Source organism: Enterobacter cloacae complex sp. CDL013 (assembly GCF_049238805.1).
GTDB classification, from domain to species: Bacteria; Pseudomonadota; Gammaproteobacteria; order Enterobacterales; family Enterobacteriaceae; genus Enterobacter; species Enterobacter hormaechei_C.
Map to the genome: position 1 here is coordinate 390374 of NZ_JBMKGT010000004.1, position 11751 is coordinate 402124.

At 56.5% G+C, this 11751-nt stretch carries 11 protein-coding genes; 6 read left to right on the plus strand and 5 right to left on the minus strand.

What is annotated here, in order from left to right:
• Positions 1 to 22 precede the first annotated feature (22 nt).
• Positions 23 to 229, minus strand: coding sequence for a DUF1107 domain-containing protein (locus ACOTXD_RS10180; protein ID WP_003856054.1), 207 nt, complete (start codon positions 227 to 229; stop codon positions 23 to 25).
• A gap of 324 nt (positions 230 to 553) precedes the next feature.
• Here ACOTXD_RS10180 and ACOTXD_RS10185 point away from each other — a divergent pair, with 324 nt between their 5' ends.
• Complete coding sequence (locus ACOTXD_RS10185; RefSeq protein ID WP_022650270.1) at positions 554 to 1111, plus strand: YtfJ family protein; 558 nt, start codon at positions 554 to 556, stop codon at positions 1109 to 1111.
• Here ACOTXD_RS10185 and cysQ read toward each other — a convergent pair.
• Positions 1105 to 1845, minus strand: coding sequence for a 3'(2'),5'-bisphosphate nucleotidase CysQ (gene cysQ, locus ACOTXD_RS10190; RefSeq protein ID WP_015572488.1), 741 nt, complete (start codon positions 1843 to 1845; stop codon positions 1105 to 1107). The two genes, ACOTXD_RS10185 and cysQ, sit on opposite strands and share 7 nt — an antisense overlap.
• Positions 1846 to 2035: 190 nt before the next feature.
• Between cysQ and ACOTXD_RS10195 the strand changes: the two genes are divergently transcribed.
• Positions 2036 to 3979, plus strand: coding sequence for a bifunctional 2',3'-cyclic-nucleotide 2'-phosphodiesterase/3'-nucleotidase (locus tag ACOTXD_RS10195; RefSeq protein WP_126501090.1), 1944 nt, complete (start codon positions 2036 to 2038; stop codon positions 3977 to 3979).
• A 93-nt stretch (positions 3980 to 4072) separates the two neighbouring features.
• Here the strand turns inward: ACOTXD_RS10195 and ACOTXD_RS10200 are convergent, their stop codons facing one another.
• On the minus strand, positions 4073 to 4459 hold the full coding sequence (locus ACOTXD_RS10200) for a winged helix-turn-helix transcriptional regulator (protein WP_022650268.1): 387 nt from the start codon (positions 4457 to 4459) through the stop codon (positions 4073 to 4075).
• 84 nt (positions 4460 to 4543) lie between these two features.
• Between ACOTXD_RS10200 and ACOTXD_RS10205 the strand changes: the two genes are divergently transcribed.
• The 3 genes from ACOTXD_RS10205 to ACOTXD_RS10215 all read left to right on the plus strand — a co-directional run bounded on the left by ACOTXD_RS10205 (position 4544) and on the right by ACOTXD_RS10215 (position 7339).
• Entirely contained in the window at positions 4544 to 5392 is an 849-nt protein-coding gene (locus tag ACOTXD_RS10205; protein WP_126501089.1) for an SDR family oxidoreductase, read from the plus strand.
• An 81-nt stretch (positions 5393 to 5473) separates the two neighbouring features.
• On the plus strand, positions 5474 to 6298 hold the full coding sequence (locus ACOTXD_RS10210; protein WP_061856191.1) for an AraC family transcriptional regulator: 825 nt from the start codon (positions 5474 to 5476) through the stop codon (positions 6296 to 6298).
• A gap of 75 nt (positions 6299 to 6373) precedes the next feature.
• A complete protein-coding gene (locus ACOTXD_RS10215; protein ID WP_061856190.1) occupies positions 6374 to 7339 on the plus strand; it encodes a DMT family transporter in 966 nt (321 codons plus the stop codon).
• An 80-nt stretch (positions 7340 to 7419) separates the two neighbouring features.
• Here the strand turns inward: ACOTXD_RS10215 and ACOTXD_RS10220 are convergent, their stop codons facing one another.
• Positions 7420 to 9069, minus strand: a complete 1650-nt coding sequence (locus ACOTXD_RS10220; protein ID WP_003856047.1) for a methyl-accepting chemotaxis protein — start codon at positions 9067 to 9069, stop codon at positions 7420 to 7422.
• Between the two features lie 245 nt (positions 9070 to 9314).
• Between ACOTXD_RS10220 and ytfE the strand changes: the two genes are divergently transcribed.
• Positions 9315 to 9977, plus strand: a complete 663-nt coding sequence (gene ytfE, locus ACOTXD_RS10225) for an iron-sulfur cluster repair protein YtfE (RefSeq protein ID WP_003856046.1) — start codon at positions 9315 to 9317, stop codon at positions 9975 to 9977.
• An 86-nt stretch (positions 9978 to 10063) separates the two neighbouring features.
• On the opposite strand, the gene cycA is transcribed toward ytfE, so the two are convergent.
• The gene (gene cycA, locus ACOTXD_RS10230; protein ID WP_003856045.1) at positions 10064 to 11473 is read right to left on the minus strand and encodes a D-serine/D-alanine/glycine transporter; all 1410 of its coding nucleotides are present in this window, start codon (positions 11471 to 11473) and stop codon (positions 10064 to 10066) included.
• Between the last annotated feature and the right edge of the window lie 278 nt (positions 11474 to 11751).

The following is an 11751-nucleotide window of genomic DNA, read 5'->3' on the forward strand; positions in this document are numbered from 1 at the left end:
CAACTACTGCATAGCACGTTGGTTAAGCCATCTCTGTTTGCAGACGCATAACCTGACGGTTGACTTCGGACATCACAGACAAGTGCTGTTTGTCCTTCACTTTCGGAATAAGGATTTTTCCCTTATCGAACTCAAAAGCGCCAACATCCTTGATGTACAACCGTCCACGGAACAGGATCTTCACGTACTTCGCCACCTGAAGCGGGTTGTAGCGTTGGAAAATTTTCATTCTTGTATCTCCTGCGAATCATACGCTCTTGCGGTGCCACAATCGGCCCGACTGTCCTGAGCGCAAATTTTGATGCCCAATGACTATAGACCAGAACCTCGTACTTACCCAGTGTGCATAAGTTTATTTACCGTTTGATTACAATTATTCAGAATAATCTTTGCAAAGCGTGATACAGCGCAGTATATGCCGTCGTTTTTGCATAGATATGTGCGTTCGCCCGCAAACTGGCATCGGGATTGCGGGAAAAGCCTATTGATCGCACTTATGATTAAAAGCGCATGACCAAGTGGTCGGATCACCTGCTAACAATAAGGAAACACCATGACCCTACGTAACCTCCTGGCAGCAGCTTGCCTGTTGCTGCCGCTGATGGCTTCCGCACACAACATTGAAAAAGGACAACGTGTCCCGCCGGTCGGGATTGCTGACCGGGGAGAATTGATTCTCGACAATGATAAGTTTAGCTATAAAGCCTGGAATAGCGCGCAGCTTGCGGGCAAAGTGAGAGTTGTACAACATATTGCCGGACGTACATCCGCTAAAGAGAAAAACGCTACCCTCGTGGAGGCGATCAAGGCCGCAAAACTCCCGCACGATCGCTACCAGACCACCACCATCGTGAACACCGACGACGCCATTCCCGGCTCCGGCATGTTTGTGCGCTCAAGCCTTGAGAGCAACAAGAAGCTCTATCCCTGGTCGCAGTTTATTGTCGACAGCAACGGCGTGACGCGTAAGGCGTGGCAGCTGGAAGAGGAGAGTTCAGCGATTGTCGTGCTGGACAAAAACGGTCGCGTAGAGTGGGTTAAAGACGGCGCGCTGACGCAGGATGAGGTGCAGCAGGTGGTTGCCCTGCTGCATAAGCTGCTGACTCAGTAAAGTGACACCCGGAAGCCCGGATTCAGGAATGACTCGCGCGGGGTGTAGTCCAGTGGCTTACCCTGCCAGTCATGCACATGCGCGCCAGCGGCCGCCGCCACCGCATGCCCTGCCGCCGTATCCCAGACGTTCGTCGGCCCGAAACGGGGGTACAGCTGCGCCTGCCCTTCCGCCACCAGACAGAACTTCAGCGACGAGCCAATCGACGTCGTCTGGTGTTCACCCAGCTGTTGCAGATACTCCTCCAGCTCGCTGTCACTGTGCGAGCGGCTGATCACCACCAGCGGAGGACGGGCATCACGCACCTGGATCTGCTTACGCACGCCGCACTCTTCCTTCCAGGCTTTACCTTCCGCCGCGCTGTACATCACCTTCATCACCGGGGCATAAACCACGCCCAGTACCGCTTTCCCTTTTTCAATCAGAGCGATGTTGACGGTGAATTCACCGTTACGCTTGATAAACTCTTTCGTGCCGTCCAGCGGGTCGACAAGCCAGTAACGCTGCCAGTGCTGACGTTCATCCCAGCTCTGGGGCGCTTCTTCAGAAAGGACCGGAATATCCGGCGTCAGGGCCTGCAAACCTTTCAGGATCACCGCATGCGCCGCGATATCCGCCGCCGTCACCGGGGAGTCATCCGCTTTGCTGACAACATCCATCGGTTTCGCACCGTCGTACACCTGCATAATGGCATCACCCGCATCCCGTGCGAGCTGACAAATTTTATCTAACATTCTCCACCTCTTCGTTAACGCAGTGGGCATAACTTATTGTTTTAGTTATATCGTAATGTGAACAATTCCGCTATCTGTGAAGCAATTCTGGTTTCAGCGCCCTTTTTTCTGGCAGCATTCACACTTCTGTAAGCAACAAATACTACATACATATTCTTTTGTGGCTTGGATCGAAAAAAGGACTCCTCAGATGATTAAGTTTAGCGCAACGCTCCTGGCAACGCTGATTGCGGCAAGCGTTCAGGCAGCGACGGTGGATCTCCGTATTCTGGAAACCACCGATCTGCACAGCAATATGATGGACTTCGATTACTACAAAGATACCCCTACGGAAAAATTCGGACTGGTACGCACGGCAAGTTTGATCAACGCCGCCCGCGGTGAAGTGAAAAACAGCGTGCTGGTTGATAACGGGGACTTAATTCAGGGCAGCCCGCTCGGCGACTACATGGCGGCGAAGGGGCTGAAAAAAGGCGAGATCCACCCTGTCTATAAAGCGATGAACACCCTGGATTATGCGGTTGGCAACCTGGGCAACCACGAATTTAACTACGGCCTGAAATACCTGCACGACGCGCTGGCAGGGGCAAAATTCCCGTACGTTAACGCCAATATCATCGACGTTAAGACGAAGAAGCCGCGCTTCACCCCTTATCTGATTAAAGAGACCGAGGTTGTCGACCAGGACGGTAAAAAACAGACGCTGAAAATCGGCTATATCGGTTTTGTACCGCCGCAGATCATGACGTGGGATAAAGCCAACCTCGACGGGAAAGTAACCGTCAACGACATTACCGAAACCGCGCGCAAATACGTGCCGGAGATGCGGGCGAAAGGGGCGGATGTGGTGGTCGTCGTGGCCCACTCCGGCCTCTCGGCCGACCCGTATCAGGTGATGGCTGAGAACTCCGTGTACTATCTCAGCCAGGTGCCGGGCGTGGATGCGATCCTGTTTGGTCACGCCCATGCCGTCTTCCCGGGCAAAGATTTCGCTGATATCAAAGGCGCGGACATCGAAAAAGGGACGCTCAACGGTGTGCCATCGGTGATGCCGGGCATGTGGGGTGACCACCTTGGCGTGGTGGATCTGGTGCTGAATAACGACAGCGGAAGCTGGAAAGTCACGCAGTCGAAAGCGGAAGCGCGTCCGATCTACGACGCAGCGGCCAAAAAATCTCTGGAAGGGGAAGATAAAAAGCTGGTCGACGTCCTGAAGCATGACCACGACGCGACGCGTGAATTTGTCAGCAAGCCGATCGGTAAATCGGCTGATAACATGTACAGCTTCCTCGCGCTGGTACAGGATGATCCGACCGTGCAGGTAGTCAACATGGCGCAGAAAGCCTATGCGGAGCACTATATTCAGGGCGATCCGGATCTGGCAAATCTGCCGGTACTGTCTGCCGCGGCGCCATTCAAAGTGGGCGGACGTAAGAACGATCCGGCCAGCTACGTTGAGGTGGAAAAAGGCCAGCTGACCTTCCGTAATGCCGCCGATCTCTACCTCTATCCCAACACACTCGTGGTGGTGAAAGCCACCGGGAAAGAGGTGAAGGAGTGGCTGGAGTGCTCTGCCGGACAGTTCAACCAGATCGATCCGCACAGCAGCAAACCGCAGTCGCTGATTAACTGGGACGGTTTCCGCACCTACAACTTCGACGTGATCGACGGCGTGGATTATCAGATTGACGTTACCCAGCCCGCGAAATATGACGGCGAATGTCAGGCCATTAATCCGCAGGCAGAACGCATCAAAAACCTGACCTTCAACGGCAAAGCGATTGATCCTAATGCCACTTTCCTGGTGGTGACCAACAACTACCGCGCCTATGGCGGTAAGTTTGCCGGTACGGGTGACAGCCATATCGCCTTTGCCTCACCGGATGAGAACCGTTCGGTGCTGGCGGCGTGGATCAGCGCGGAGTCGAAAAAGGCGGGTGAAATTCATCCGGCGGTGGATAACAACTGGCGACTTGCGCCGATCCACAGCGACACTAAGCTGGATATTCGCTTTGAGACATCTCCGTCCGATAAAGCAGCCGCGTTTATCAAGGATAAGGCGCAGTATCCGATGCAAAAGGTCGCGACGGATGATATTGGGTTCGCGATTTATCAGGTGGATTTGAGCAGGTAGCGATGATTGTGCCGGGTGGCGGCTTCGCCTTACTCGGCCTACCCGCAATCCTCGATCCCGTAGGCCGGGTAAGCGCAAGCGCCACCCGGCATTTCATGCCGCACGCTCGTCCCTATTCGCCATCACCTGCGGCGTATTGACCTCAATCCAGTCGGCCAGCGCGGCCACCTTCTCGCTTACCTCCCGCCCCAGCGGCGTCAGGCTATACTCCACATGCGGCGGCACGACCGGATACGACACGCGATCGACAAACCCGTCATGTTCCAGCGCCTGTAAAGACTGAGCCAGCATCTTCTCGCTGACGCCGCCCATCTTGCGGCGCAGATCGCTGAAGCGATGCGTCCCCTGACGTAACGCCACCAGGATCAGCACGCCCCAGCGGCTGGTTACGTGTTTGAGCACCTCCCGTGACGGGCACTGTTCCGCAAAGAGGTTGCCATCGCGCATTTGCTCGCTGAGCGTTGGTATTGTTGTTTTCATACTTACCTTTTTGTACGTACTTACTAAAAGTTAGTTATGGTGATAGTGTGCCACAACACCAGACAAACACGAAGGAGATTCATCATGATCGCGATTACCGGCGCAACCGGCCAGCTTGGCCAACACGTTATTGAAGAACTGCTGAAAACCGTTCCGGCCAGCCAGATCGTGGCTATTGTGCGTAACCTGGCGAAAGCCGAAGCGTTGCGTCAGCAAGGGGTCGTTGTGCGTCAGGCGGATTACACCGATGAAGCCGCATTTACCACCGCGCTGAACGGCGTGGATAAACTACTGCTCATCTCCTCCAGCGAAGTGGGCCAGCGCGCCGTACAGCACCAGAACGTGATAAACGCCGCCAAAGCCGCCGGGGTGAAATTCATCGCCTATACCAGCCTGCTGCATGCTGACAAATCCCCGCTGGGTCTGCACGTTGAGCACGTCGAAACCGAAAATGCCCTGGCGGCCTCCGGCGTGCCTTACGCCCTGCTGCGCAACGGCTGGTACACCGAAAACTACCTGGCAAGCGCGCCGCCAGCGCTGGAACACGGCGTGTTTATGGGGGCCGCAGGCGAAGGCAAAATTGCCTCTGCGACCCGTGCGGATTACGCGGCGGCGGCAGCGAAAGTGATTTCTGAAGAGGGTCATGCCGGCAAGGTGTATGAACTGGCGGGTGATAATGCCTGGACGCTGAGCGAACTGGCTGCGGAACTGAGCAAGCAGAGCGGTAAGCCGGTAACGTATCAGAACCTCAGCGAAGCCGATTTCGCCGCTGCGCTGAAGGGCGTTGGTCTGCCTGCCGGGCTGGCGGAAATGCTGGCGGACTCCGACACCGGCGCGTCCAAAGGCGGCCTGTTCGACGACAGCCATACCCTGAGCAAGCTCATTGGCCGCCCATCCACACCGCTGGCGGAAAGCGTCAAAGCCATCCTGTAGTTGTTAAAAATTGGTTATTTTTTGTGGCGTCCCCTCGGGTCATCTCTGATAATGAAGCGATGACCCACAAGGAGGCTCACCGTGCAAGGCGTACCGGAACAGTTCACTGATGAGAGAGACAGCGCGCGCTTTCGCCATCTGGCGCAGCTGCCGGGCCTGGAGCTTTATCACGCCCATATCTCTGACTACGCCTTCGAGCCGCACACTCATGAAGCCTTCGGTATCGGCACCATCGAAACCGGTGCCGAACGCTTCCGCTATCGCGGTACCCAGCATCTTGCCGCGGAAAAATCCGTCGTGACCATGAACCCGGACGAGATCCACACCGGGGAATCCGCCACTGAAGGCGGCTGGCGCTACCGGATGGTCTACATCGAACCCGACCTGCTGGAAGAGGTCACTGGCCTGCGTCACTGGTGGTTTAGCGACGTCACGCGTCACGATCCGCTGCGCTCGCAACAGATAGGCCAGTTGATTTATGGCCTGTGGCACACGGACGATCCGCTGGCGCAGAAGGGGCTGCTACTGGATTTGATTCAGACTTTTCAGCCGCTGGCCCACCATGCGCCGGCGGTGCAGGAGGCCACGCACCGCTTCGAACGCGTTCGCGACTACCTGCACGACAACTATATGCGCTCGCTGACCCTGGACGAGCTGGCTAACGTTGTCTCGCTCAGCCCGTACCATTTTCAGCGCCAGTTCAAAGCCCATTTCCACGTTACGCCCCACCAGATGCTGATGGCCATCCGGCTGTGGCGCGCCAAAGCATTCCTCACCCATGGCATGCCTGCCGCCGAGGTGGCCGCCGCGACCGGGCTGACCGATCAGTCGCACCTGACCCGCGCCTTCACCCGTCGCTACGGCATCACACCCGTGCGCTACCAGAAACAGGTTATGCCGCGCTAATGCGCAACTTCATACAATACGCGCCCGTTTTGCCCTCCTACACTGAGCGCAAAGTGAATCAAGATGGATGGAAAAATGATTAGCGGCGTGTTGTATGCCCTGCTTGCGGGTTTGATGTGGGGGCTGATTTTTGTCGGCCCGCTGATTGTGCCGGAGTACCCGGCAATATTGCAGTCGACCGGACGTTACCTGGCGCTGGGGCTGATTGCCGTGCCGCTGGCGTGGCTGGGGCGCACGCGTCTGCGTCAGCTGGGCCGCCAGGACTGGCTCACCGCGCTGGCGCTGACCATGATGGGTAATCTGATCTACTACGTCTGTCTGGCGAGCGCCATTCAGCGCACCGGTGCGCCGGTGTCGACCATGATTATCGGCACGCTGCCGGTGGTCATCCCGGTTTTCGCGAACCTGCTTTACAGCCAGCGTGACGGCAAACTGGCGTGGTCAAAAATGGCGCCGGCGCTGGTCTGCATTGCCGTGGGGCTGGCTTGCGTGAATATTGCCGAGCTTCGCCATGGTCTGGAAAATTTCAGCGTGTGGCGTTACGGTTCAGGGATCTTTCTGGCGTTTATTTCGGTTGTCTGTTGGGCCTGGTATGCCCTGCGCAACGCACGCTGGCTGCGGGAAAACCCGGATAAGCATCCGATGATGTGGGCCACGGCGCAGGCGCTGGTCACCCTCCCTGTCTCGTTGCTGGGCTATGTGGGCGCGTGTGTCTGGCTGGGTAGCCAGCAACCGGCATTTACCCTGCCCTTCGGACCGCGCCCGTGGGTATTCGTCGGGTTAATGGTCGCCATTGCCGTGCTCTGTTCGTGGGTGGGCGCGCTGTGCTGGAACATTGCCAGCCAGAAGCTGCCGACGGTGATATTAGGGCCGCTGATTGTCTTTGAGACACTGGCCGGGCTGCTCTATACCTTCCTGATGCGCCAGAGCGTGCCGCCGTTACTAACGGCCTGCGGGATCGCGCTGCTGGTCGTTGGGGTGGTGATTGCGGTGAGAGCGAAGCCGGAAAAACCGATGGTCGTTCCGGCGTCGGAGGGGTGAGCTTTTCGCCCGGCGGCGCTTCGCTTGCAGGGCCTACAAAACCGTAGGCCGGGTAAGCGTCAGCGCCACCCGGCACAGTATCAGAACGTTTCCCAGTTCGCTTCAGACGCCGCCGCGACGGGCTGCGCTTTAGGTGCATAGGTCTTTACCGGCGCGGCTTTCACCGCCTGATTGCGGGTGATCTTAAACACCGCCACCGCGTCGTTCAGGCGTGCAGCCTGATCTTCCAGCGCCGCCGCTGCCGCCGCAGACTCTTCCACCAGCGAGGCGTTCTGCTGGGTGACGCGATCCATCTCCGCCACCGCCTGACCCACCTGGTCGATACCGCGGCTCTGTTCGTCGGAGGCCGACGCAATCTCCCCCATGATGTCCGTCACGCGCGTAACCGCATTGACGATCTCCGCCATCGTCGCGCCCGCCTCATTCACCAGCTGAGAACCCGCGTTGACGCGTTCGCCGGAATCATCGATCAGCGCTTTGATCTCTTTCGCCGCCTGCGCACTGCGCTGGGCAAGGGTACGCACCTCGCCCGCGACAACCGCGAAGCCACGTCCCTGCTCGCCCGCGCGCGCCGCTTCTACCGCCGCGTTCAGCGCCAGAATATTGGTCTGGAAAGCAATGCCGTCGATCACGTTAGTAATTTGCGCGATTTTGCTGGAACTGGTGGCGATTTCGTCCATCGTCCGCACCACGCCTTCCACCACGTTACCGCCCTTCTTCGCGGTGGAGGAGGCGTCCAGCGCCAGGCGTGACGCCTGACGCGCGTTATCGGCGTTTTGCTTCACGGTAGCGGTTAACTGTTCCATGCTGGCTGCCGTCTCTTCCAGAGAAGCGGCCTGCTGTTCGGTACGGGAGGAGAGATCGTTGCTGCCCGCCGAGATTTCACCCGCGCCAGTGTAGATGGTATCTGCGCCTTCACGCACCACGCCCACCGTGTTGGCCAGCGCAGTCTGCATCTCCTGAACGTTGCGCGCCAGGATCGCCATTTCATTTTTACCCTCAGCCTGAATCGGCTGGGTTAAATCCCCTGCGGCAATGGCGCGGATATGGTTGATCACCTCTTCCAGCGGCAGCAGCAGCACGCGGCGCATCGCAATCCAGCTGGAAATAATCACCGCGATCACCAGCAGCATCACCGCAGAAAGGATCCACAGAATGCGTTTGTAGTCGCTTTCATTGTCCTGGATACCTTTGGCGGTCAGCGCGGCCTGCGCCTCACGCCACTCGCGATAAACCTTTTGCATCGCGGTCTGCTTCTGTTCGGCATTTTGTTTGAACATATCTTCCAGATTGCCCTGCCCCAGCAGAACGTTCATTTGCGTCAGCGTGGCGGAGTAGACGCGGTACTGCTCTTCCAGGCGATCGGCCAGGTGCTCGTCCATACCCGGCGTTTCCGGCAGCGCATAGTATTTATCGTAATGGGTCTGGGCATCGGCCAGCAGGTTTTTCGCGGTATTGACCAGCTCGTTCAGCTGCCCGCCGTTAATCTGCGACGCCATGCTGCTTTGCAGGCGCAGCATGCCGCGGTTGAGGGTGACGCGCGCCTGGTTCAGGCTGATCCAGGCGTCGGTAAACTCCGCGACGTTCTGGCTGGAAAGCTGAGAAACGGTGAAGTTCTCTTTATCGTTATTGAGTGCATTAATGAAAATGCCAGCGGAGATCAGCTGCATGATGCCGAGCACAAGCAGCACCGAAATCAAAAGAGTAATGACTTTTATACGTTTAAACATGCGTTGCCTTATTTATATACAGGTATTGTCTGACCTGTATCTATCGGCACGCGCGGCAGGTTGTTTACTGTTTCTCCACCTTTAAAAACTTTCGAAAGCCCTTTTCTGCATTCAATCAGCAAGTTAAAAGCATGCTTTTTTTGTGATCCCTTTCTCGTTTTCACCCTTGCCTCTAAAGGGTTATAGTATCCACTTAAAGATGCATTTAAAATGCATCTTATATTTCTGATGATGAGGTAACTGCTATGGCCTTCCGCGACCAACCCTTAGGCGAGCTGGCGCTCTCCATCCCTCGCGCTTCTGCGCTGTTCCGTAAATATGATATGGATTACTGCTGCGGTGGTAAGCAAACGCTGGCGCGCGCAGCGTCGCGTAAAGAGCTGGATGTAGAGGCTATCGAAGCGGAGCTGGCTCAGCTGGCTGAACAGCCCGTCGACAAAGACTGGCGCACTGCGCCGCTGGCTGAAATCATCGACCATATCATTGTGCGTTACCACGATCGTCACCGCGAGCAGCTGCCGGAGCTGATTTTACAGGCGACCAAAGTTGAACGCGTTCATGCCGATAAACCTTCCGTACCGCGCGGCCTGGCGAAATACCTGACCATGCTGCACGAAGAACTTTCCAGCCACATGATGAAAGAGGAGCAGATCCTCTTCCCGATGATCAAACAGGGCATGGGCAGCCAGGCCATGGGGCCCATCAGCGTGATGGAAAGCGAACATGATGACGCCGGCGAACTGCTGGAAGTGATTAAACACACCACCGACAACGTCACACCGCCGCCAGAGGCGTGCACCACCTGGAAAGCCATGTACAACGGCATTAACGAGATGATCGACGATCTGATGGAACACATCAGTCTTGAGAATAACGTTCTGTTCCCGCGTGCATTAGCGGGGGAATAAAAAAGCCCGGCGGCGCTAGCGCTTACCGGGCCTACAACGTCCGCGAACGTAGGCCGGGTAAGCGTCAGCGCCACCCGGCAACATGCTTAACGCATGCTCGCCATACGTTTCTTACCGATAAACAGCCAGCCCAGCCCCAGCGCAATAAACCACAGCGGCGTGACGATCAGCGCCTGGCGGGTATCTTCTTCCAGCGTCAGCAGCACCAGCACGAAGACGAAGAACGCCATGCACACCCAGCACATCAGCTTGCCCAGCGGCATCTTGTAGATCGACTTCTCATGCAGGTGTGGACGCTGTTTGCGGTACACCAGGTATGAGCAGAGGATAATGGTCCAGACGAACATGAACAGGATCGCCGACACCGTAGTGATCATGGTGAACGCGCCGATTACGCTCGGGTTGACGTAGAGCATCACCACACCGCCCAGCAGACAGATGCAGGAGAAGGTCAGCCCTTTCGCCGGTACCGCGCGTTTAGACAGTTTGGCAAACGCGCTCGGAGCAACGCCCTCCTGCGCCAGACCGAACAGCATACGGCTGGTGGAGAAGACGCCGCTGTTCGCGGAAGAGGCCGCAGAGGTCAGCACCACGAAGTTAATCAGGCTCGCGGCAGCAGGCAGTCCCACCAGCACGAACAGCTCGACGAACGGGCTCTTGGTTGGCACCACCGAACTCCATGGCGTCACAGACATAATGACGATCAGCGCGAACACGTAGAACATGATGATACGCAGCGGAATGGAGTTGATCGCGCGCGGCAGGGATTTCTCCGGATCTTTGGTTTCCGCCGCCGTGGTACCGACCAGCTCAATCCCGACAAACGCGAACACCGCAATCTGGAAGCCGGCAAAGAAGCCGCTGATCCCTTTCGGGAACCAGCCGCCGTCATTCCACAGATGGGCAAAAGACGCCTGTACGCCGGTTGGCGACTGGAAGTGCGTCAGCACCATCACCAGCCCGACGACAATCAGCGCGATGATGGCGACGATTTTGATCATCGCGAACCAGAACTCCATCTCACCGAACATTTTAACGGTGGCGAGGTTCAGGCTCAGCAGCAGGACAATCACCGCCAGCGAAGCCACCCAGTCCGATAGCCCTGGGAACCAGAATTGCGCGTACGCCGTGATGGCCACAACGTCAGCCATGCCAGTGACCACCCAGCAGAACCAGTAGGTCCAGCCGGTAAAATAGCCCGCCCACGGGCCGAGCAGGTCTGACGCGAAGTCGCTGAAGGATTTGTATTCAAGATTCGAGAGCAGCAATTCACCCATTGCACGCATCACGAAAAAGAGCATAAAACCGATGATCATATAAACGAAGATGATCGACGGGCCGGCAAGACTGATGGTTTTGCCCGAGCCCATAAACAGCCCTGTGCCGATGGCTCCGCCAATGGCAATAAGCTGAATGTGACGGTTCGTGAGATTTCGCCGTAGCGACTGTTCAGACGTCGCCTCTTCTGCGGCGGCGACTTTGACCTGATCTACCATGTGATATTTTCCTGTTTATGCCTGTCTGTGTTGTTAAGGCTCTTCTGGCCTTTATTTACGCCAAATAAATGACGGCCCCTGTGTAAGGACTAATCGATAGTAGGTAAGAATCGGCGGGATGAATACTATGATTTGAATATTATGTTAATAATATGTTGAAAGTGAGTGTCATATCACTCATACAGCGCGAAACAGCTCACAAAAATACACGTAACAGTTTCGTTTGCAATACAAAATGTTGATTCCGTCGTAACTCCGGGTTTTATCGCTATTTTCCT

Coding starts and splice junctions, on each gene's coding strand:
- ACOTXD_RS10180 (WP_003856054.1), bottom strand. CDS start 229: ATGAAAATTTTCCAACGCTACAACCCGCTTCAGGTGGCGAAGTACGTG.
- ACOTXD_RS10185 (WP_022650270.1), top strand. CDS start 554: ATGACCCTACGTAACCTCCTGGCAGCAGCTTGCCTGTTGCTGCCGCTG.
- cysQ (WP_015572488.1), bottom strand. CDS start 1,845: ATGTTAGATAAAATTTGTCAGCTCGCACGGGATGCGGGTGATGCCATT.
- ACOTXD_RS10195 (WP_126501090.1), top strand. CDS start 2,036: ATGATTAAGTTTAGCGCAACGCTCCTGGCAACGCTGATTGCGGCAAGC.
- ACOTXD_RS10200 (WP_022650268.1), bottom strand. CDS start 4,459: ATGAAAACAACAATACCAACGCTCAGCGAGCAAATGCGCGATGGCAAC.
- ACOTXD_RS10205 (WP_126501089.1), top strand. CDS start 4,544: ATGATCGCGATTACCGGCGCAACCGGCCAGCTTGGCCAACACGTTATT.
- ACOTXD_RS10215 (WP_061856190.1), top strand. CDS start 6,374: ATGATTAGCGGCGTGTTGTATGCCCTGCTTGCGGGTTTGATGTGGGGG.
- ACOTXD_RS10220 (WP_003856047.1), bottom strand. CDS start 9,069: ATGTTTAAACGTATAAAAGTCATTACTCTTTTGATTTCGGTGCTGCTT.
- ytfE (WP_003856046.1), top strand. CDS start 9,315: ATGGCCTTCCGCGACCAACCCTTAGGCGAGCTGGCGCTCTCCATCCCT.
- cycA (WP_003856045.1), bottom strand. CDS start 11,473: ATGGTAGATCAGGTCAAAGTCGCCGCCGCAGAAGAGGCGACGTCTGAA.